The 22,077-nt window shown below is 52.2% G+C and carries 22 protein-coding genes; 19 read left to right on the forward strand and 3 right to left on the reverse strand.

What is annotated here, in order from left to right:
* Positions 1-29 precede the first annotated feature (29 nt).
* The 11 genes from ACOQPM_RS06660 (at position 30) to ACOQPM_RS06710 (ending at position 10,707) form a co-directional block, all read left to right on the forward strand.
* Positions 30-560 carry a GxxExxY protein gene (locus tag ACOQPM_RS06660; protein ID WP_420628463.1) on the forward strand — a complete coding sequence of 177 codons (531 nt, stop codon included), beginning with the start codon at positions 30-32 and terminating at the stop codon, positions 558-560.
* Between the two features lie 111 nt (positions 561-671).
* Positions 672-3,407: a DNA translocase FtsK 4TM domain-containing protein gene (locus ACOQPM_RS06665; RefSeq protein ID WP_420628464.1), complete on the forward strand. Its 2,736-nt coding sequence runs from the start codon at positions 672-674 to the stop codon at positions 3,405-3,407.
* A 38-nt stretch (positions 3,408-3,445) separates the two neighbouring features.
* Positions 3,446-3,823, forward strand: a complete 378-nt coding sequence (locus ACOQPM_RS06670) for a VOC family protein (RefSeq protein ID WP_420628465.1) — start codon at positions 3,446-3,448, stop codon at positions 3,821-3,823.
* 38 nt (positions 3,824-3,861) lie between these two features.
* Positions 3,862-4,701 carry a PHP domain-containing protein gene (locus ACOQPM_RS06675; RefSeq protein ID WP_420628466.1) on the forward strand — a complete coding sequence of 280 codons (840 nt, stop codon included), beginning with the start codon at positions 3,862-3,864 and terminating at the stop codon, positions 4,699-4,701.
* 77 nt (positions 4,702-4,778) lie between these two features.
* Entirely contained in the window at positions 4,779-5,591 is an 813-nt protein-coding gene (locus ACOQPM_RS06680) for an aldo/keto reductase (RefSeq protein ID WP_420628467.1), read from the forward strand.
* Positions 5,592-5,783: 192 nt separating this feature from the next.
* Entirely contained in the window at positions 5,784-6,503 is a 720-nt protein-coding gene (locus ACOQPM_RS06685) for a class I SAM-dependent methyltransferase (RefSeq protein ID WP_420628468.1), read from the forward strand.
* 84 nt (positions 6,504-6,587) lie between these two features.
* Entirely contained in the window at positions 6,588-7,334 is a 747-nt protein-coding gene (locus tag ACOQPM_RS06690) for an MBL fold metallo-hydrolase (RefSeq protein ID WP_420628469.1), read from the forward strand.
* Positions 7,335-7,492: 158 nt separating this feature from the next.
* Positions 7,493-8,299, forward strand: a complete 807-nt coding sequence (locus ACOQPM_RS06695; protein WP_420628470.1) for an Rcas_1661 family thioredoxin-like (seleno)lipoprotein — start codon at positions 7,493-7,495, stop codon at positions 8,297-8,299.
* Between the two features lie 56 nt (positions 8,300-8,355).
* Positions 8,356-9,078: a response regulator transcription factor gene (locus ACOQPM_RS06700; protein ID WP_420628471.1), complete on the forward strand. Its 723-nt coding sequence runs from the start codon at positions 8,356-8,358 to the stop codon at positions 9,076-9,078.
* A gap of 41 nt (positions 9,079-9,119) precedes the next feature.
* Positions 9,120-9,494 carry a VOC family protein gene (locus ACOQPM_RS06705; RefSeq protein ID WP_420628472.1) on the forward strand — a complete coding sequence of 125 codons (375 nt, stop codon included), beginning with the start codon at positions 9,120-9,122 and terminating at the stop codon, positions 9,492-9,494.
* Positions 9,495-9,504: 10 nt separating this feature from the next.
* Positions 9,505-10,707 carry a damage-control phosphatase ARMT1 family protein gene (locus ACOQPM_RS06710; RefSeq protein WP_420628473.1) on the forward strand — a complete coding sequence of 401 codons (1,203 nt, stop codon included), beginning with the start codon at positions 9,505-9,507 and terminating at the stop codon, positions 10,705-10,707.
* Here ACOQPM_RS06710 and ACOQPM_RS06715 read toward each other — a convergent pair.
* On the reverse strand, positions 10,704-11,000 hold the full coding sequence (locus ACOQPM_RS06715; protein ID WP_420628474.1) for a DUF3253 domain-containing protein: 297 nt from the start codon (positions 10,998-11,000) through the stop codon (positions 10,704-10,706). The genes ACOQPM_RS06710 and ACOQPM_RS06715 overlap by 4 nt on opposite strands.
* Before the next feature lie 46 nt (positions 11,001-11,046).
* Positions 11,047-12,153 carry a tetratricopeptide repeat protein gene (locus ACOQPM_RS06720; protein WP_420628475.1) on the reverse strand — a complete coding sequence of 369 codons (1,107 nt, stop codon included), beginning with the start codon at positions 12,151-12,153 and terminating at the stop codon, positions 11,047-11,049.
* Positions 12,154-12,537: 384 nt separating this feature from the next.
* On the opposite strand from ACOQPM_RS06720, the gene ACOQPM_RS06725 reads away from it, so the two are divergent.
* A complete protein-coding gene (locus tag ACOQPM_RS06725; RefSeq protein ID WP_420628476.1) occupies positions 12,538-12,771 on the forward strand; it encodes a YozE family protein in 234 nt (77 codons plus the stop codon).
* Positions 12,772-12,938: 167 nt separating this feature from the next.
* On the opposite strand, the gene ACOQPM_RS06730 is transcribed toward ACOQPM_RS06725, so the two are convergent.
* Complete coding sequence (locus tag ACOQPM_RS06730) at positions 12,939-14,468, reverse strand: YifB family Mg chelatase-like AAA ATPase (protein WP_420628477.1); 1,530 nt, start codon at positions 14,466-14,468, stop codon at positions 12,939-12,941.
* 170 nt (positions 14,469-14,638) lie between these two features.
* Between ACOQPM_RS06730 and ACOQPM_RS06735 the strand changes: the two genes are divergently transcribed.
* From ACOQPM_RS06735 to ACOQPM_RS06765, 7 genes are all read left to right on the forward strand, one after another.
* On the forward strand, positions 14,639-15,640 hold the full coding sequence (locus tag ACOQPM_RS06735; RefSeq protein WP_420628478.1) for a LacI family DNA-binding transcriptional regulator: 1,002 nt from the start codon (positions 14,639-14,641) through the stop codon (positions 15,638-15,640).
* Positions 15,641-15,765: 125 nt separating this feature from the next.
* Complete coding sequence (locus ACOQPM_RS06740) at positions 15,766-16,674, forward strand: SMP-30/gluconolactonase/LRE family protein (protein WP_420628479.1); 909 nt, start codon at positions 15,766-15,768, stop codon at positions 16,672-16,674.
* A gap of 91 nt (positions 16,675-16,765) precedes the next feature.
* Positions 16,766-17,833, forward strand: coding sequence for an Ldh family oxidoreductase (locus ACOQPM_RS06745; RefSeq protein WP_420628480.1), 1,068 nt, complete (start codon positions 16,766-16,768; stop codon positions 17,831-17,833).
* A 78-nt stretch (positions 17,834-17,911) separates the two neighbouring features.
* The gene (locus tag ACOQPM_RS06750; protein ID WP_420628481.1) at positions 17,912-18,814 is read left to right on the forward strand and encodes a dihydropteroate synthase; all 903 of its coding nucleotides are present in this window, start codon (positions 17,912-17,914) and stop codon (positions 18,812-18,814) included.
* An 86-nt stretch (positions 18,815-18,900) separates the two neighbouring features.
* The gene (locus ACOQPM_RS06755; RefSeq protein WP_420628482.1) at positions 18,901-19,710 is read left to right on the forward strand and encodes a creatininase family protein; all 810 of its coding nucleotides are present in this window, start codon (positions 18,901-18,903) and stop codon (positions 19,708-19,710) included.
* 64 nt (positions 19,711-19,774) lie between these two features.
* Positions 19,775-20,551, forward strand: coding sequence for an SDR family NAD(P)-dependent oxidoreductase (locus tag ACOQPM_RS06760; protein WP_420628483.1), 777 nt, complete (start codon positions 19,775-19,777; stop codon positions 20,549-20,551).
* 69 nt (positions 20,552-20,620) lie between these two features.
* Positions 20,621-22,036, forward strand: a complete 1,416-nt coding sequence (locus ACOQPM_RS06765; protein WP_420628484.1) for an L-fucose/L-arabinose isomerase family protein — start codon at positions 20,621-20,623, stop codon at positions 22,034-22,036.
* Positions 22,037-22,077: the final 41 nt, after the last annotated feature.

Consider the following 22,077-nt stretch of genomic DNA (forward strand, 5'->3'; position numbering starts at 1 on the left):
TCCGAATGTGCCAGTGGGATAGGCACAAAGTGAAAGACAAAAATCATACAGCAGAGGCACAGGTGCGGCAAAAAGTGGCACGAATGTTTGTTAAATCATTTCGCTTCCCTGTAAAATGGGTCTTGTGCCAGATTTTCAAAAAACTCATCACGAATGGACGAATTTTACGAATAAGGGAAAGAAGTATGAAAAAGGGGATCATTTATCCAGAGTTGTCATACAAAATTATGCAGGCTGTGTTTGCGGTTCACAATGAACTTGGCCCTGGATTTTTAGAGCGTGTGTACGAGGAAGCACTCGTCTACGAACTTCTGGATAGAGGTTTTCAGGTTGGCAGGCAGCATCCAATTCAGATTCATTATCGAGAGCAAATTGTCGGAACCCATCGTTTGGACATACTTGTTGAAGGGAAAATCATATTGGAGTTGAAAGCAGTTGCCGATCTACAGCCAATTTTCAAACAGCAAGTCCGCTCCTATCTCAAAGCGTCTGGCTTAAAGTTAGGCATTCTCATCAACTTTGGCACCAAAAGAATCCAATCTATACGCATTGCAAATTAAGAATTTTCGTCCCATTCGTTTATTCGTAAAATTCGTGTTTCGCTTCCCCTCGGCTGACGTGAGCCAGTATCCATGCTATAATGCTTTCCTACCGATAGGAACATCTGAGCTATGGCTAAGAAGAAAACAACTGCGTCTAGAAAACCCACAAAACGCAAGACACAAGCCAAATCTCGCACTACGCGGGGCGGGACGGGCAAGCGCACCCCGCGCAAAAAAAGCACCACCCGTCGCAAAACCAGCAGTCGTAAGAAAACGCGCAAACCCGTTAGCTTTAGCGTTGCTCAAAAAGCCCTCATGGTGGGCATCCTCATTATCTTTATTACCGTGATTTTGGTACTGAGCTTACTTTCGCCAAACCAGGGGCAGCTCACAACGGCGCTTGCAGGCTTGATGGGGCGCACGTTTGGCTGGGGTAGTCTACTACTGCCGATCATCACCGGGGGCATTGGCCTCTATTTAGTAATGTGGGGCATGGAACAGCCACCAGCACTGCCAGCTTATCGTTTAACCGGCGGGGGCTTGCTCTATTTTGCTTTTTTGGGGTTTGCCTCGCTGACTTTGCTCATGCTGGAAAATGATTATTTTGATCCGTGGACCATTGCCCGTGCTGAGCAAGGTGGCGGCTATGTGGGGGGGCTGCTTGCCTCGGTCTTACTAACGGCCGTTGGCAATCTAGGCGCAATCTTCACACTCACCGTGGTGGCCGTGTTGGGTACCATTTTAGTCTCTGGCGTTACGCGGGAAGATATGGGTCGCTTTTTGCAAGCGTTGTTTAGCAAACGGCCGTCCCTGCCCACCCCCGCCAGCCGCACCAATCGAGACATTCCCATCAACCCGCGCCGCCAGCCACGCACTCCCGTGACAGAAAGCGTGCAGCCTCGCCTTATTCCAGAACCACCAACGGCAGAAACTACCGCTGAACCGCCAAAGCCCAAAGCGGAACCGAAAAAGAAACCCGCACGCAAAGGACGTGGCAAACAGAAACCAGAAGTAGCCGATACCCCCACAGTGATCACACCAGTCTTCTTGGGCAATAGCAACGGCCGTTCCCAACAACACAACTGGAAGCTCCCCGCCATTGACGACATCCTGGAACCCGGCACAGACCAAGACCCCAGCGGCGCGATGATCCGCGAACAGGTCGAAATCATCGAGCACACGCTGGAAAGCTTCGGCGCACCCGCCACCGTGGTAGAAATTAACCAGGGGCCGACGATTACCCAATTTGGCGTAGAACCCAGCTTCATCACCATGCGGAACGGCAAGCGCACCAAAGTAAAGGTGGGCAAAATCGCAGGCCTGGCCGACGATTTGACGCTGGCATTGCACGCTCAATCCATCCGCATTCAGGCACCCGTGCCGGGCAAGGGGTATGTGGGCATCGAAGTACCCAATCCGGCCAAAGCATTGGTTTCATTACGCGACGTGATGGAAACCACCGCCTTTGGCAAGCTCAAATCCCCCCTCCGCATTGGGCTGGGGCAAGACGTAGCCGGGCAGCCCATCGTGGCTGATTTGGCTTCAATGCCTCACTTGCTCATTGCCGGGGCAACGGGTTCTGGTAAATCTGTCTGCGTCAATTCTATTATTGCCAGCCTGCTGCTGCTAAACACGCCTGATCAGCTCAAATTGGTGATGGTAGACCCCAAGCGGGTGGAGCTAACCGGGTACAATGGCATCCCCCACCTGGCCGCGCCCGTTGTTGTAGAAATGGACAAGGTGATTGGCGTGCTGCAATGGGCCATGCGCGAAATGGACAGTCGGTACAAAATGTTTGCCGACGTCGGCGCGCGCAACATCGTAGATTACAACAAAAAGACAAAGCGAAACAAAAAAATCGATCCGCTACCATACATTGTCATTATTGTGGATGAACTGGCAGATTTGATGATGCTCTCGCCGGAAGAAACGGAGCGGGGTGTGACCCGGCTGGCTCAGCTGGCGCGCGCTACTGGGATGCACATGGTGATTGCTACGCAACGGCCGTCTGTAGACGTCGTCACGGGTCTTATCAAGGCCAACTTCCCAGCCCGCGTCGCCTTCGCTGTGGCCTCAAGCACCGACAGCCGCGTCATTTTGGACGCCACGGGTGCAGAACGACTACTCGGCCAGGGCGACATGCTCTACCAAAGCCCGGATGCGGCGGCTCCAGTGCGTTCCCAGGGCTGCTTTGTCAGCGATGGGGAACTCAACAAGCTGATTGGCTACTGGCAAGCCGCCCGTCGTTTCAATTTGGTGTCCGCCGCCGACAGCGTGCAGCAAAAACCCGTCGAGATTCCCTCACAGCCAGTGGCTGCACTGCCGCCGCAAGCTACCCTGCCACCGCAGGCCGAACCAGAAGCTAAGGCAATGCCCCCCGCGCCACAAACCATTGAAGCCCCGGTTGTGAACATGGGCAAGTCAGAAGCCACTCCGGTAGATGATGATGCGCCAACCATTGTGAATCGGAAAACGGCCGCTTCCAAACCAAAGTCCAAGCCAAAAACCAAGCGTCCCACACCTCCGGCTCCTGCTAAAGAAGAAACCAAGCAGCAACCCCTGTGGGAAGCCCTGCAAGAGATGGAAAATGAACAGCCAAAGGTGGAAATTGACGACGAATTGATGCCCGAAGCGATTGCCATGGTGCGTAAATTGAATAAAGCATCCACCTCATTGCTTCAGCGTCGCTTCCGCATTGGCTACACCCGCGCCGCCCGCCTCATAGACGCAATGGAAGAAATGGGCATCATCGGCCCCCCCACCGGCACCAGCAAAGCCCGCACAGTTATGCCAATTGTTGGTGAAGCGGGGGATGATGGTGAAGATACGGCCGTTGACACCACAACAGATGAGCCTACCAGCTAACGTTTGTAGACAGTGCCGACACAAATTTGAGGGAACCAATGAAGCTTATCGGGCTTGATCACATTGTCCTGTGTGTAGCTAACGTTGATCGAACGATCACATTTTATGAAGATATTCTTGGCATGAAGCCGGTAGAGGAACGACCAGGAAAATGGTCGCTGCATTTCGGCGCGAACAAAATCAGTTTACAAGATGCCAGGAGTGCGCCTGACATAGCGCGCGATACAATTCCTGGCAGCGGCAACTTTTGCGTGTTGACAGAGGAGCCTGTGCAAAATGTGGCTAAAAAACTTCGAGACTTAGGAATCGCCATCGTTGCCGGGCCAGGTCAACGCGAGGGAGCGACGGGAAAACTGCTATCAATTTACTTGCAAGACCCGGACGGCAATCTGGTCGAAATAAGCAACCGATTATGATGGGGTGCATAAATGCACCCATCTAGCATGAAATCCCTATGAACTTGTCCACAACGGGCCTCACACTTGCCCCCGACGCGGCAATCGATCTGCAACTGCATACAATCTACAGCGATGGTAGCTGGACTGTGGAGGTATTGTTCGACTATCTAATGCGTGAACAGTTTGGTCTGGTGGCGATTACGGATCATGATTGTGTGGATACGGCCGTACCCATCCAACAACGCGCGCTAGAAAAACAGCTGCCCGTCCTCGTCGCCGTAGAAATGTCCACCAGTTGGCAAGGCAAGCTGATCGATCTGCTCTGCTTTGGCTTCAATCTCCACCACAGCCCCTTGAACGACCTGGCCCAAGACCTGATGCGCCGTCAACAAGAAAATATCAAAGAAATGGTCGCAAATTTGGAGCAGCAAGGATTTACTTTTTCCTCGGATACCTTGCCAACCATCTTGGCTAAACCAAGCGTTCAGCAAACAAACGCATTAGCCAGCCTGCTCAAAGAACATGGTTACGGCCAAGATAGAGCCTCAATCGGAAAACTTTTAAGAGATGCAGGTTACAAATTGATAACAAACGATCCAGCAGATGTCGTGGAAGCGACCCATAAGAGTGGCGGCGTTTGCCTGCTGGCTCATCCTGGTCGCACAGATGGCTTCATGACCTTCGATGCCCAATCGCTAGATGAATTCTGCCAGATAGCACCCATTGATGGTCTGGAAGCCTACTATCCGCTGCACACACCTGCCCAAACTACCTTATACAAAGAATACGCCCAGCAGCATAATATGCTCATCAGCGCAGGGTCAGATTCGCACACACCAGAGAAGCCACCCGTCAAATACCTGCTGAATTATGCCGAGCCTTGTTGGAACGGTTAGGCATCCAGATTGATTAAGCAACCCCCCGCAAGTTCGAGAATAAACCTGCGGGAGGATTTTCTGCAAGGAGAAAAATTATGCTTTCAGTGACACTTTATGACGGTACTCCCCTACCAGTGATAGGCTTAGGCACCTGGGCGATGGGGGGCCGCAGCTATCCCGATCCCAGCCAAGACGCCCGTGCTTTGAAAGCAATCCGGGCCGCACTGGAGATTGGCTACACGCATATTGACACGGCCGAAATGTACGCCAGCGGCCACACTGAAGAGCTCGTTGGGCAGGCAATTCAAGGCTTTGATCGAAGCAAACTGTTTCTCACCACCAAAGTGCGCCCGCCCAACCTGAGCTACCAGCGCACCCATGCCTCCATTGACGGTTCACTGCAACGGCTGGGCGTAGACACCATTGATCTCTTCCTCATTCATTGGCGCGATGGCACGCCGCTGGCCGAAACGTTTCGCGCCCTCAACGAAGCGGTTCGTGCGGGCAAAATCCGCTACCTGGGCGTCAGCAACTTTGATGTGGACGAAATGAAGGAATCCCAGGATCTTAGCGAAACGCCCATCGTTACTAATCAGGTGCCGTACAGCATCACTACTCGTCGGTACGTCACTAACGGCGTCATTCCCTACTGCCAAGCCAATAACATCGTGGTAACGGCCTACTCTCCCGTGGAAGAAGGGCGGCTCGGCGTACAAAAGATGTTGGCAGAAGTTGCAGCCACCCACGACGCTACCCCTTACCAAATTGCAATGGCCTGGCTGGTGCAGCAACCGTGGGTCATCACCATCCCCATGTCGCACAACCCGGTTCATTTGCAGCAAAATTGGGACGCTGCCAACATCACGCTCACACCGGATGAGATGGCACAATTAGAAGCGGCAGGGTAGGAACGACCGTTTCCCCTATAAAAAGCAAATCACAAATTTAACGAATAATCGAATAACACGAATTTGCATTAAAACATTCATGTTATTCGGCTATTCGTGTCATTCGTGATTATTTTTTTCACTCCGGCATTCTATGGACAAAATTCTCAAACATCCTATGATCAAGACCAAAACAACAGTAAGGTTTTGACCATGGCACACCTACAAGGACAAGAACGCGCACAATATGTGCAGAGCATGTTTGCTCGCATTGCGGGCCGCTACGATTTGATGAACCGGCTGATGACGGCTGGACAAGATATTAAATGGCGGCGGTATGTCATTCAGCAGGCGAATTTGCCAAGGAACGGCCGTATCCTCGACATCGCTACCGGCACAGGGGACATTGCCCTAGAGGGGCTGAACCAGGTACCCGGCCTGCAAGCCGTGGGGGGCGATTTTACGGTGGAAATGATGCAGGCAGGCAAGCAAATCCCAGAGCGGCAGCCAATCCAGTGGGTAGGTTCCGACACGCTGGCTCTCCCCTTCCCCGATGATTATTTTGACGCCGTCACCTCAGGCTTTCTGATGCGAAACGTCATTGACGTGCCGGGCGCATTTCGGGAGCAGATGCGGGTCACCAAACCAGGCGGGCGGGTCGTGGTGCTGGAATCCAGCCCGCCAAAGAAGAATTGGTTACGGCCGTTCATCCGCATCCACCTCAACCACATTATCCCCCTGCTGGGCAAGCTTATCACTGGCGAATCCGACGCTTACCGCTACCTGCCAGATAGCACCCAGCAATTCAAAGACCCAGAAACGCTAGCCGACATCATGCGCCAAACTGGCTTCCAAAACGTCACCTACAAGCTGTTCATGTTTGGCACGGTTGCCATCCACACCGGGCAAAAGCCGGAGATAGCCAATTTGTAAGCGACTTTCAGTAAAGTTTGCGAGTGGCAAGTGGGCGAGTAAACACGCCATTCACTCGCTACTCGCAAACTGGCACACAATAAAATGTCTAATTCACGTCTCACGCTCACCCCAATCTCCCCCCACGTCTGGATTTTGCCCCGCCATCCAGATAAAAACCGTGTGCAGGCCACCATTGGCATGGTCATAACGGGTAGTCAAACGATTATAATTGATGCAGGCAACAGCTTGCAGTTAGCACGGCAAATTCAAGCCGCACTCATGGCAATGGACGCGCCACGCATCAGCCATGTTATCTACACCCATCACCATTGGGACCACACCTTTGGCGCCTGTGTGTACGGCGTACCCGCCATTGCACACCGCCTGAGCCATCAGTTTCTAACCGAAATGCGCCAACAAAACGTAGGAGAAACCCACCTACGCACAAAAGTAGAGCGCAATCCCAAACTGATTTTGGACTGGACGGCCGAAGATTGGGCCGCCTTTGAAATTGTATTGCCAGAAATCATTTATGAAGGGCAAGAGCAATTCCAATTTGACGGTGTGACGCTGGAGTTACAGCACGTCGGCGGCGTTCACGCGGCCGATTCCACCGTGATCAAGGTGGTAGAGGATGGCGTGATGTTTCTGGGTGACTGTTACTATCCAGCCCCCCGCTACGAAAATCCCACAGACCAAATGCTGGACATGGCGATGCTAGAAAATTTGCTAGACGAAAATTACGATCATTACATTGATGGCCATAATGCGCCGATGCAAACGCGCCACGTACGGCGCATTTTGCGTTCGCAGGCATTGCTGGCCCGCCTCAACGAATCTCGTTCTTAACGCACGTTTCGCAGTGTAGATTTCAAAAGTCTCATATCTCTCTGGCAAATGGCGGGACTACCTGCAAGACTTTTGAAATCTCTTCACTGGCAATGCGTAACATCAGGTTTTAATTTTTGTGTAAGGTCTGTTACAAATTGCTGCGGTATACTTGGGGCATGAAACGATTTTTATGCCTTGCTACAATCCTGATTTTACTGATCGCCTGTACCCCAACCACAGAAACGGCCGTTACGCCCCCACCAACTTCCGCACCAGAAACAGCTGTACTGCCCACAAACACAGCCCCACCCCCTGCCGTTACCGTCGAGACGCCCCGTGTAGAACCACCGACGACCATACCCGAAACCGATTCCTCTGACAGTGAGGAAGTTACAGAAACAGCTACCTCTGCTCCAGAACCAACGGCCGAAGTTGTGGCGGAAGCAAGTATAGTAAGCGGCCGTACCGAAGAAGGTGCCTTCTTCCTGGGCGACCCCAACGCCCCCATTACCCACATTGACTACTCCGACTTCCTCTGAAGTAGCTGCCGTACCTACGTGCTAGGTACAGAGCCAGACATCATTGCCAATTACGTTGAAACCGGGCGCGTCAAGCTGGTGTTTTGGCCCGTGTTAAACCACGGCAACCCCAGCGTCTACTCAACCCTTGCGGCCGAATGTATGGGCCAGCAAGACCCGGATTTGTTCTGGGTCGCTCACCACTACCTCTTCGAGAATCAATCTGCTCTGTGGGGGGCAGACCGAGATTACTATGTGGAAACGGCCGTTGCCCTCGGCGCAGACCAAGCCACTTTTGAAGCGTGTTACGACGGCCCAACTGGTCTGGAAACCATTCTGGCACTAGACGACATTCGCCGCCAGCGCAGCGTCTTTAGCCAGCCCATCTTCGACATCAACGGCCAAATTTTTGTGGGCGCACAACCCTACGACGCTTTTGCGGCCGTTTTCGACGCCCTGCCGTAAGCGGTCATTTTGCCGGAGTAGTTGCCTTCTCACCCTTGGTGTATTAGTATTCTGCTATGCTCATAGGGAATGCAGAAGACACTACCGTCAAAATTCTAATCGTAGATGACAACATATCCATTTTACGTGCTGTGGAGACCTCTTTGCAGCGAGAGGCATATGTGGTGCATACGGCCGTTTCCGGTGAAGAAGCCCTCTCCGTCATTTCTCGTACAGGCTTGCCCCATCTGGCCATTATTGACCTAAACATGCCCGGCATGGACGGCTTTGAACTGTGCGAAGCTATCCACCAATTTTCCGACCTGCCCATCATCATGCTCACCGCCATCGACGATGAAGAGACCGTTGTTTTTGGTCTGGACAGATATGCCGAGGATTATATCGTTAAGCCATTCCGGGCGGCAGAGCTAGTGGCACGGGTACGCCGCGTGCTGCGCCGCATGGGAGATTTTGCGTACACTCTAGAGCCAATCATTAAAGTAGATGAGAATTTGCAGGTTGACTTTCCCAATCGCAAAGCATTTGTTGGTGAAAGACCCGTGCAGCTTACCCCTACAGAGGCCAAGCTGCTTTACATTCTCATGCGTAATGCGGGGCGAACCGTTACCAACGGCTTCCTGCTGCGCCGCGTCTGGCCAATGGACGATGCGTTTGAGGATCGGCTGCACACGCACATTTACCGTCTACGCCGCAAAATTGAACTTTCTCCTAAAGAGCCACATTACATCATTTCTGACTGGGGCACAGGGTACAGCTTCCTGGCACAGCCAGAAGCATAATCTCCCCCGCCCCACTTACAATCAATTGCCAAAGGCAGAAGATGAAAATTACCCGGCTAGACCATGTGCAACTGGCCATGCCCCCAGGTGGGGAAGAAGCAGCGCGGGCATTTTACGGCCGTATCCTCAACCTGCGTGAGCTAGAAAAGCCTGAACAATTGCGTGCCAAAGGCGGCTGTTGGTTCGCTGGCAGTGGGCTAGAGCTGCACTTGGGCATTCAGGCCGATTTTGTACCAGCCACCAAAGCCCACCCTGGCCTGCGCGTGGCTGATCTGGAAGTAGCACAAAGCCATTTGCAAGCTGCCGGCATTCCCATAATTGCCGATACATCTGGGGTACGCGTGCGGCGATTTTATATCAACGATCCGTTTGGCAACCGATTAGAATTTATGCAGGAAGGAGACTCATTCCAGTAAGTGGCCAATCATGAAAGCACCCAGGCTCCCCGTTCCTACCCCGCTGCATGGCACAGATACAGCATTTACCCAAGACTCCATTACCCGCCGCTTAACCAAGATTTTGCAACGCACCCTGGCAGAAAATGACTTGCCAGACACGGCCGTTGCCCAACTCACTGCCCTCCTCAACAGCATTCCACACGGCCGCATTGGCTATCTGCCCGATCACCTCGCCCCAGAACTAGACATTTGGCAAGCTGATATTCAGCCCTATTTGGGGCAAACCTGGCTAGAAGCCCCCTGGTTTTTTGTAGAAACCTATTTTTATCGGCGCATTGCCGCCGCTGTGGATCATTTTCGCAGTGGAATTGATCCCTTCGCGCATCAAAAGCGTCAAGGCCTGGCTGCAACCGTCACTCAGACTCAGGCACTACTCCGCCAAGCGGATAGGCTCATCACCAATGGTTGGCAGCCAAACGGCTTTCGGCAGATGCTTCTGGCAGCTCTTTGGGGCAACCAGGCGGACATGAGCATGTGGGCCGCTGGCGACGACGCCATGCCCAACCATGCAAAGGTGGATGATCAAACCACGCACTTACTTGTTGATGACACAACAGCCGTTGCCCAATTGCTGCAAAGCCCCGTCCGCCGGGTTGATTTCATTATGGATAATGCTGGCTTTGAGCTGATTGGAGATTTATGCCTTACCGACTATTTGCTAGCAACCAGGCAAGTTGGCACCGTATTTTATCACCTCAAACTGTTCCCCACCTTTGTCTCCGATGCCACCGCCTTCGACGTCGAAAGCACAGTTGCTTACCTCAACCATCATGAAGACCCCATTTTGCGAGAGGCCGGCCAGCGACTAATTTCTTATTTGGTAAACGGCCGTTTGCATCTGGTTACCGATCCATTCTGGACATCCCCACACCCGCTGTGGCAGCTACCCCCAACCATCAACCAACAGTTAGCCAACGCCAACCTCCTCATTAGCAAAGGCGATGCCAACTACCGCCGCGCTCTGGGGGATGCTCCCTGGCCGCACACCACCCCGTTTGCAGATATCGTCAGCTACTTGCCCACGCCCGCGCTCTTCCTACGCACCTGCAAATCTGAGGTTCTTGCAGGGTTAAGCACGGCCCAAGCTGCAAAAATGGCTCAATTGGATGAAGATTGGTTGATAAACGGCCGTTGGGGGGTCAACCAGCTAGCAAATAATAATTCAGACTAATCTGCGGCGTCAGCTTCCCAAAAAGAATCAGCCAATCGCACGCGGTACACGCCCTTAAAATCATCGGGAGGCACAGATTTACCTTTACGCAAAATCTGCACATGGCCAGCTTCAGCTAGATGCTTCACCGCCAGCCGAATGCGCTTGGTCAATGTTTGCCATTCTGGCTCATACAAAGTCATGGCAATCTCTTCAGGACGTACCGACTCATCTGGCCAAGCGGCCGTACACAGCTGAATAATTGTCTCAAAAACCGCTTCGTCACTAATGCGGAACTTTCTTGGTTTGGGCATTTAATTGATCTCGATTTCTTGATTGATACGGCAAGGGGAACGGCCGTTACTTGCCTGCAAGCGCCAATTTGCTCGCCTGAAGGTACGTGGGATTGTTTGCCGTCAACGCCAAAATCTTTTTGGCCTCATTTTCTTGCTGGTTAGCCACGAAAAGTAACCCCAACATAAAGTACGCCGCTGGCAGCTTCAAACCGCCGCGGATCGCCCGTTGATAACAGCCAATTGCATCATCAATATGGCCCCGCGTTTCAAAATCCATTGCTTGGCCTAGCAACGCATCCCGCTCCAGCTTACTCAAACTATTGGCATCTACTTCCGCCTCATCCTCATCCCGAAAAAGCTCTGCAGCCAGCTCTTCCTGAGCTAATCGGCGCGCCTTCTCAATTGGATCAGATAGCTCTTCCTGCTCTGCCACTGACTGCTCATTACGCTCCGCCTCAAAAATGGCAGCCATCTGACGCACTGTTTCAGTCAGGCTATCCGCCTCTGCCTGTTCTTCCGCCGACAGCCCGGTGGCAGGTTCAGATTCAACCGCTTCCTCCACGGGTTCCGCTAATGCCGCTTCACCATGACGGATGAGTTCAACGGCCGTTAGCACATCCTCATTTCCAGGATCCAACCGCAAAGCCGCCTGGCACATTTGCAAGGCCTTCTTATTTTCTCCACGCAGCTGCAAAATGCGGGCAATCGCCAAATACTCCCGCACTGCATCCCGCTTCCGGTTCAGCCGTTGAAACACCGTTGCCAGCCGTTTATGAGACCCTAACAAACTAGAGTCAAGCCGAATTGATCGCTCCCAATTCCCAATCGCTTCTTCCAGGTGGCGTTGCTTCAGCAAAATTTCACCAATTGCCAAATAAGTACGAGCCGCTTCTGCTAGCTGACCCTGTCTCTCCTGAATATCCGCCACGCTACGCAAATAACGAATATCCCCTCGTGAATACCGAGCCGCCAACTTAAAACAATCCAATGCCCGATCGAGCTGCTTCAACCCCAGGCAAGCCTCACCCAGCCCAGCATACGCTGCAGCATCGTGTGGAAACTCCCCAATTGCTACACGGAAGGCCGTAAACGCATCCTTCCACCGTTCTGCCTTGTTGTAAGCTAGCCCAACCTTTATTGCTTTTTGGTATTTCGCTCTATCTTTCGCCATGAACTTTCCTGCTTTTACACAAGCATCGTTAAAGCGTATATCAGTGTGATTGGATACGCAAGCAAAATCTTGAAAATTGCTGCGTCAACCAATGGGTGACTATACGTACATTTCCAATAATCCGCCGAAATAACAATCCAACTGGCAAATTAGTCCAAAAGTACCATCTATTTTTCCAAAATTTCACCCCACCTTAATTACAATCTTAAGTGTAAACATATATTATGTCACTAGGACTGAAGCAATCACAATCCACTAAATGTTTAGCCAGTTGCTTCAGTCAGCTACATTTTGTAGACACCCTGGGAGCCATTATTGAAATTGTATCAGTGAGGCGTCTAGCCAGATGACGCCAAAAGTTACACAAGCGAGGTTAACGCTGTTATGGAATCCTTTTCCTTCTACCAATGGCTAAAAACACAAACTGAACGTAAAGATGCCATTGGCGATTTTGCTTTCACAATGAGCCAATTCGATGAGCCAAAAGCCACCCGCAAGAAAGCAAACGGGCATATGATCTGGGCCACTTGGTTGGTAGACAAAAACGCTTCCCCTGCCGTCATCGAGGCCTTCAATACTGCTTGGCATGAATATCAATCCCAAGTACAGCCATCCTAAAATTATATCTCTTTCCTGAGGCAAAAATTCGGAAACAACCTTAATAAAGGCCGTAAGAAAACGGTACTACTTTATAGATACTCTTCCTATTTTACTTCTTCCCCCTTAAACTGTGGCGTCATTTAAGTTACCCGATTTAGATGGCGCCACCCTCCTTTTGACTCAACTTACTGCTGTTTTGGACGATATTGCAACGCCTCTGCCAAATGAGCAGGCTGAATGGATGTTTCTTCAGATAAATCGGCAATGGTACGCGCCACTTTTAGCACACGATGGAAAGCGCGGGCACTCAAATTCATTTGGGTCATAGCGCTTTTCATCAAGCGATTGCCCGTTTCATCGAGTTGACAAAGTTCGCGCACCTCACTAGGTCCCATGTCGGCATTGGCATATAAGGCACGCTCCCTAAAGCGATCCGCCTGAATTTGCCGCGCTTGCTCAACCCGAGCCTGAATTTGGGCAGAAGGTTCGCCTCGCTGCCGACTCGTCAGCTTGTCGTACTCGACACGGGGTACTTCTACGTGCAAATCAATCCGATCCATCAAAGGGCCAGAAAGCCGCTTTTGGTAGCGTGTAATCATCGCGTTTGAGCAGGAACAGGCATGGGTCGGATCGCCAAAATAGCCGCACGGGCAGGGGTTTTGGGCAGCTACCAGCATGAAGTTGGCTGGATAGGTTACGGTGCCAGAAGCACGAGAGATAGAAACTTCGCGGGGAATGCCTTCCAATGGTTGGCGCAACACTTCAATTAAGTTGGATCCAAATTCAGGAAGCTCGTCGAGAAATAAAACACCCCGATGGCTCAGGCTTATCTCACCTGGGCGTGGCCAAGCACCGCCACCAACCAACCCGGCATAGCTGATGGTGTGGTGCGGAGAGCGAAACGGCCGATTTCTCATCAGCGGCGTATCGGGCGGCAGCAACCCAGCGACGCTGTATATTTTGGTAACCTCTAACGCTTCCTCGACCGACATGCGCGGCAAAATACTGGGCATTGATTTAGCCAGCAAAGTCTTCCCTGCTCCTGGGGGCCCCGATAAAAGAATGTTGTGTGAGCCTGCTGCCGAAACTTCTAGCGCGCGCTTCACATGTTCCTGTCCCATGATGTCAGCGAAGTCGGCGGCATAGATGGGATCTTGGCGGAATTCAGCTTCTAAATCCACCGTGTACGGTGTAAGTGGTTTCAATCCAGTTAGATGAGCAACCAACTCACTCAGGTTGCGAATGGCAAATACCTCTACATCGGGTAGCAGGGCGGCTTCACCAGCATCATCGGCGGGCACAAAGACGCGGCTGAACCCCTGTTCGCGGGCCAGAGCCGTCATGGGCAAGATGCCTTTGGTGTGGCGGGCCGTGCCGTCTAGCGACAGTTCCCCTAAAAAGAGTGCCCCTGCCAGCTTTTCAGGCCAGATTTGTTGCGAAGCAGCCAAAACGCCCACGGCGATGGGCAAATCGTAAGCGGGGCCTTCTTTGCGTAGATCGGCTGGCGCCAGATTAACAGTGATGCGCTTGCCTGCAGGAAAGGTAAACCCACTGTTTTTGATGGCACTGTGCACGCGGTCTCGGCTCTCACGAACGGCTGCATCCGGCAAGCCAACCAGGTTAAACGCAGGCTGTCCTCGTATAATATCCACTTCTACTTCTACAACTTCTGCTTCTAACCCAACAATGGCACAGCTAAAAACTTTGGCCAGCATGGCACATCCTTCTTTCTAGTTAACAAATTCAGAAACTTCGCTTCTGGTCGGCAAATTATAACAGGGTGTCATCTTATTTACATGATTTGCACAATCTAGCATGAGAATTGACAAGCAAGTTACCGCTCATATAATGAATTGAATACCTATTCATATTACTTTGGAGAACCATGACCCAAAAACCCGCCACATCCATTGATGTCGCACAATTAGCAGGCGTATCGCAACCAACTGTCTCTCGCGCCTTTGATCCAAATGCCAGTATCGCGGCCGATACCCGCAGCCGTGTGTTGGCCGCCGCAAAAAAGCTGGGGTATCAGCCCAATGTTATCGCCCGCAGCCTCAGCACCCGCCGCACCAACATCGTCGGCCTGGTTATGGCCAATGTGGCCAACAGTCTGTTTTATCCAACCGTGCTAGAGAAAATGACAGATCGCCTACAGAAGATGGGCAAGCAAGTGTTGCTATTCAACGTGCCGCTAGAAAAGCCCGTAGATGATTTTTTGCCCCGCGTCTTGGGCTATCAGGTGGATGGACTCATTATCACTTCCACAACGCCGTCTAATGAAATTGCCGACGAATGTGCTCGCAACGGCACACCAGTTATTCTTCTAAACCGCTTTGTGGAAGGTTCCAGCGCCAACTCGGTTTGCTGCGATAACGAACAGGGAGGGCGGTTAGCGGCTGATGCCCTTTTAGATGCTGATCATGCTCAAATTGCTTATATTGGTGGGCCGCCTACAACCTTTACCAACATGATGCGAGAGGCGGGATTTGTTGGCAGATTAAAAGAGCGTGGCTATGAGAAAATTCTTCTTGAAACCGGTACGTTTACCTATGAATCTGGTCAGGCATGCGCGCGCCGCCTACTAACGTTAGCTACGCCTCCAGATGCCATCTTTTGTGCAGCCGATATCATGGCCATGGGTGTAATGGATGTGGCTCGGTATGAGTTTGACCTTCAAATTCCAGACCAACTATCCATCATCGGCTTCGACGACATCCCTATTGCTGGCTGGCCAATTTATAATTTAACCACGATTCGCCAACCCGTTGACGGGATGATTGATGCGGCTTTGGAACTGCTGGATAATCACGAAGATGGCATTCCTACGGCCGAATACAAGCTACTACTAGGCGAGCTTATCATTCGCGGCTCCACAAAAACGTAATATTTCGCCCTCCATAACCTAATGCTGATACAGCAATTCATATTGACAAAACCAGAAATATCAATAGACTTCTGAATACGTATTCAAAAGAGAAGTTGTTTGCGTTATTTAGGTTAAAGATAAACGTGGAAGTGATTGTAAAACTGGATGATTTTTATAGGCTGATCGACCTGCAAAGTACACTTGAGTTGGTCGCTGCGGGTTTTGATTTTGTAGAGGGGCCAGTTTGGCATCCCACGTATAAAAGCCTCCTTTTTAGCGATATTTTAGGGAACTCACTTTATAGTTGGCGGGCCGATGTTGGCGTAATGAAGCGCAATCGCCACAGCTACATGGCCAATGGCAATGCGTATGATCATGACGGCCGTCTACTCACCTGTGAACACGCCACCAGCCGCCTGACCCGAACCGATCTCACCAACGGCACCTATGAAGTTTTGGCAACCCATTACCAGGGTAAGCAGCTCAACAGCCCTAACGATGTGATCGTCAAACAAGATGGTACGATTTACTTTACAGACCCGCCTTCCGGGCGCAGTGCCGGGTACGGTATCCCCCGTGAACAAGAGCTTCCTTTTAACGGTGTGTACCGCCTAGACCCTGCCAACAGCGAACTTACACTACTCATTGATGATTTTGCCAAGCCCAACGGCCTGTGCTTCTCGCAGGATGAATCATTGCTCTACATTAGTGACACGACTCGGCAAAACATTCGTGTGTTTGAAATGTTGGCAGATGGTGGGTTGGGAAACAGCCGTCTCTTTGCCAATCTCGTTGGGGATAAACCGGGTGTAGCCGATGGCCTAAAAATTGACAGCCAGGGCAACGTCTATTCATGCGGGCCAGGTGGTATTCACATTTTTACTGTTAAGGGTGACTGCTTGGGCATTGTTGAAACGCCGGAACCAGCCGCCAACTTTGTTTTTGGTGATGACGATCTCTGTTCACTGTACATCACCGCCACAACCAGCCTTTACCGTTTGCGCGTCAACGTTCCTGGCGTGGCAACGTATTTACCAAAGCCTTCTGGCTAACGAAGAAATGAAAACAACCAACCTCCCGCAGGTTCCATCCGCAAACGGTATTCGAGAACAAACCTGCGGGAGGTTTATTTAGAGGAATCAAATGTCTGGCAGCAATCGTTCAATTTCAGCAGCCAATTTGCAAGATTTTTTAGGCAAGCTATTTAGCACCTCAGGAATGCCCCTTGCTGACGCAAATTTTTGCGCCAAAGCTCTGGTGCAAACTAACTTATGGGGCATTGATTCCCACGGCGTTTTACGCGCTCCCATTTACTTGCAACGGTTGCATAGTCGTGCCATGAATCCCACGCCGGCCGTTAAAAAAGTGCGCGGCAGCGGTGTTTTGGAAGTGCTGGATGGAGATGACGGCGCAGGCTTTGTGGTGGGTCGGGCAGCTATGAACCGAGCCATTGAATTAGCCCAACAGTTTAGCATGGGCGCGGTGGGGGTGATTCGTAGCAATCATTTTGGTGCGGCCGGACTGTTCGCGCGAATGGCTGTTGAACAAGGGCTAATTGGCCTGGTAATGACCAGCGTCATGCCCAACATTGTGGCGCCGGGCGGTAGTCGGCCAATCACGGGCAACAATCCCATAGCCATCGGCATTCCTACGTTTGGCGGCTTTCCTTTTGTGCTGGATATTTCATTATCCAACGTGGCTGGGGGCAAGCTGCTGTTGGCTAGCAAGAAGGGTGAGCAGATCCCTTTAGATTGGGCGACGGACAGAAACGGGCGTCCCACCTCTGATCCCGACGAAGCCTTTGCTGGTTTCCTGCTACCGCTGGGCGCACACAAAGGGTTAGGGCTTTCCTACGTGGTAGACATTCTTAGCGGTCTTATCACCGGTGGCGTTTTTCAGCACAGCCTGAAAAGCATGTACAAATATCCCGACGATCCCAGCCTGACCAGCCACTTCATGATTGTGATCAACCCGCTGGCACTCATGAGCCAGGACGAAATGCAGGCGCGAATGGCAGAATTCCAGCAAACCATCAAAGCGTCGCCCATGTGGGATGAGACGCAAGAAATGCTACTCCCGGGCGAGCTTGAACACCGCACCATGCAGCACCGTCTGGAAAATGGCATCCCCCTGCCACCTGCACTTGTAGCAGATTTGCAAAAACTTGGTGAAGAACATGGCGTTGCCTTTCCATTGACAGCGGCGGGCTAATTTTTTTACACAATCCGAATACGTATTCAGATTTTCATAATTCATCCTTCATAATTCATAATTTTCAGGGAGAAAACCGTGGAAACAGTTGTTACATCCCCAACAAAAGAAGTTGTTATCGGTGCGGGACGGCCGTTTGTCATTATTGGCGAGCGCATCAACCCCACCGGGCGTAAGCTGCTGGGCAAAGAGATGGCTGCTGGCAACTTTGACCGGGTACGCCAGGATGCCATCGCCCAGGTGCAAGCTGGGGCGCAGATGCTAGACGTCAATGCCGGCATTCCCATGGCCGATGAACCAGCCGTCTTGGCCGAAGCGATCCGCATAGTCCAATCAGTAACCGATGCCCCCATCGCCATAGATTCGTCCGTGGTTGCCGCCCTGGCCTCCGGTTTAGAAGCGTACCAGGGCAAGGCATTGGTCAACTCTGTGACGGGTGAGGAAGAGCGGCTGGAATCGGTGTTGCCGCTGGTGGCGCAGCATGGTGCGGCCGTTATTGGCATTGCCAACGACGAAACCGGCATCTCGCATGATCCCAACGTGCGCTTTGACGTGGCTAAAAGAATTGTTGAGCGTGCCGAATCATTTGGCATTCCTCGCGCCGACGTGATTATAGACCCGCTAGCAATGCCCGTGGGTGCAGTTCATGGCGCGGGGGCAACCTTTATTAAGCTGGTGCGGCGCATTCGCGGTGAGCTGGGCGTGAACACCACCTGCGGGGCTTCTAATATTTCATTTGGGCTGCCGGGACGGCCGTCGCTCAACGCCGCTTTCCTCGCCATGATCATCGGGGCAGGCATGACCTGCGCCATCACCAACCCCCTGGAAGCCGAAATGATGAAAGCCATCCTCGGTGCCGATGCCATCATGGGACATGACGAAAATTGCCAAGCCTGGATTGCCCATCATAAGACCCAAACCGCCAGCAATGGCACAGGACGACGAGTGCGACGGCCGCGTACCGCCAGCAGTGGTCAGTAAGCAGTAATCAGTTTTCGGTAAACGGTGATGAATTCTCATAATTCATCCCGCATAATTCATAATTTTCTAGTAAAGGAGAAATCAGAATGTCAGAAGGAAAAGCAGTTTGGTGGCAAGAGATGACAGCCGACGCCATTGTGGAACATGCCAAGAAGGACGACATTGCCCTCTTACCAATTGGAGCCATTGAGCAGCACGGCCCACACTGTCCCTGTGGCGACGACAGCTACAACGCCATCGGCATGGCCGAGCATATCTCCCGCAAAACCGGCGTGATGCTCCTCCCCTGCCCCATGTATGGCTCCCATCCCTTCCATCATTGGGGAATGCCGGGCAATATCCCGCTCACTTACGAAACCCACATCGGATTGATAACAGACATTGTGAAGGGCGCAACCGTTTCAGGGTTTAATAAATTCATCATCCTGTCCGCTCATGGACAAGTATCTTCAACCATCGTTGCCGTGCATAAATTGGGTCTGGAAGGCATTTTCACCCTGTCGCTGCACTGGTACGACTTTTTGCGTGACGACCAAGATGTGCTGGAGGATTGGATGTGGCACGCCGACGAAGCTGAAACCTCCGTAGCACTTTATCTCTTCCCCGAATTTGTAGATATGAGTAAAGCAGACAAAGGGGGCGGCGAACCATTGGTGGATCGCAAATTCATCATTGCCCCTGGAATGCGGCCACGCCCCGGCACAATGTACCATTTTGAAGGCACGTTTGCTCGCCCAGAGTACCGTGAGCTGAAAAACGGCATCATCGGCGATGCTACCAAAGCCACCCGAGAAAAAGGTGAGAAGCTTGTTACGCGCCTCACAGACCATGTGGCTGAACTGATTGAAGACATTCGCCAACGGTATGAGCCAGGCGTAAAGCCGCTGGAAACATGATCAATACAACTGATATGACAGTCACCTGTGAGGTGACTGTCATATTCAGTCTGGAGGGAAGCAGATGAAATTTAAGGACAAAGTAGTCATTATTACTGGCGCGACAAAGGGAATTGGTGAGGCTTGCGCCTATGAGTTTGCCAAAGAAGGGGCGAAAGTGGTTGTGACCGGCCGTTCGGTGGATTTAGGCGAGCAGGTGGTGGCTAAAATTGAAGCTGACGGCGGTGAAGCCCTCTTTGTGCGCTGTGACATCGGCCAAAAGGCGCAAATTGATGCCCTGGTTGAGGCCACCGTTGCCCATTTTGGCACGGTGGATGTGGTGGTAAACAATGCAGGGGTCAACCACAGTGCCGACTTCTTCGATATTTCCGAAGAAGATTGGGATTGGGTGATGAGCGTTGACCTGAAAGGTACGTTTTTTGTGAGCCAAGCAGCGGCCAAAGTAATGATTGAGCAGGGCAAAGGCGGCTCCATCGTCAATGTATCATCGGTGATGGCGCAGTTGGCCTTGGCGGATCAGATTCCGTACTGTGCGGCCAAGGGTGGCGTGAACCAACTGACCAAGGCGATGGCGCTTTCGCTGGTGGATCGAGGCATTCAGGTGAACTGCTGCGCCCCTGGCCCGGTGCTGACGGAGTTGATGGAGCGGGTGGTTCACAATGAAGCCAAACGGAAGCAGTTGATGGATCGGTTGCCAATCGGCCGTATTGCCACCTGCGAGGAGATTGCCCGCGTGATTGTCTTTTTGGCCAGCCCGGAAGCGGCCATGCTGGTAGGGCAGACAATCTATCCAGACGGTGGGCGCAGCATTCAGGCCTTCCCACGACGCATGGAAAAATGAGATGGTGGCTAGGTGCTAGGTGCTGGTTACCAGCCACTAACCACCAACCACTAGCCACAGGGGAAAATCATGTCACAACCTAAAATTGGTCTAATTACCTTTGGCGACCACCGCGCGCATGAGTGGGAGCATGTCTTTAAGAAGATGACGGAGCCGCGTCACCAGGAAGCGGTGGCTTACTTTGAGCAGCTTCCGGTGACGCTGGTGGCGCAGGAGGCGGTGGCGCGGGCGAAGGATGAGATTGATGCTCAGGTGGATGCGCTGCGGGCTGCCGGGGTTGAAGTGCTGGTCGCCCATACGCCCTGCTGGACATCGCCTAATTTGGTGGTGCGGGGCATTCAGCGGCTGAATATGCCGACGGTGCTGCTGGGCAATAAGCATCCGGGGACGCACAGCACGGTGGGTCTGCTGGGCGCAGGCGGTACGTTGAGCCAGATTGGCTACCCGCATATGCGTTTGCGCGAAGATTTTACTGAGGCTTTGGCGCAAAAAGTGATGCCGTATTTTATGGCAACGGCCGTAAAATCCCGGCTTCAGGGCAAAATGTTTGGTCTCTTTGGCGGCCGTTCGCTAGGCATTGACACGGGCACGTTTGACCCCATGCAGTGGAAAAAGCTGTTTGGCGTGGACACGGAGCATATTGACCAGCTAGAAATTATTCGCCGCGCCGAGCTGGTGCCAGAAGCGGACACCAAGAAGATGATGACCTGGCTGACGCGAGTGGTGGGCAGCGTTCAGTACAACGATGACAAATTTACCCCGGAGAAGTTGGCCTTTCAGGTGCGCTGTTATTTGGCAACCATGGAGATTATTGGGGAGATGGGGCTGGACTTTGTGGCGATTAAATGTATGCCTGACCTGACCACCCATTTTGTACCCCAATGTATTTCTGCCGCGCTGCTGCCCAGTCCTTATGACGCAGACGGCCGTCGTGACCCAATTATGATGGCCTGTGAAGCCGATGGGGATGCGGCCTTAACCATGGAGATTTTGAAGGAAATTTCTGGTGGTCTGCCAGTGCTGTTCATGGACGTGAGCTACATTGATGATGAGCGAGGACTGTTTTACTTCCCCAACTGCGGCGCGTTTTGCTCCTGGTATGCGGCTCGCTCGGATGATCCGGCTGAAAATATGAAGCATATTGAGCTGCGCCCGGCCAATCGGCCTGCGGGCGGGGCAATTACCTACTTCAACACCGCCCCCGGTGATATGACCCTGGCGCGACTGTATCGAGAGAACGGCCGTTACCGCATGGGCATCATCTCTGGCGAAACCGTCCACATCTCGCCAGAAGAGCATGATAACTTTGTCCAGGCCAGGGGAAGCCACCAGCTACCCACCGCCTTCCTAAAGCTGGACGTGGACATAGATAAATTGGTTAGCAATTTTGGTTCCAACCACGTCATGGGTGTGGCGGGGAAACGGGTAGAAGAACTGCTCCATTTTTGTGACCTGATGGAAATTGAACCCACATTTTTTAATTGACGATTTACGATTGACGATTTTCGATTGCTGTCTTCAATCGT

Origin of the sequence: Candidatus Leptofilum sp. (assembly GCF_965223525.1) — a bacterium.
Taxonomy (GTDB): Bacteria; Chloroflexota; Anaerolineae; order Promineifilales; family Promineifilaceae; genus Leptofilum.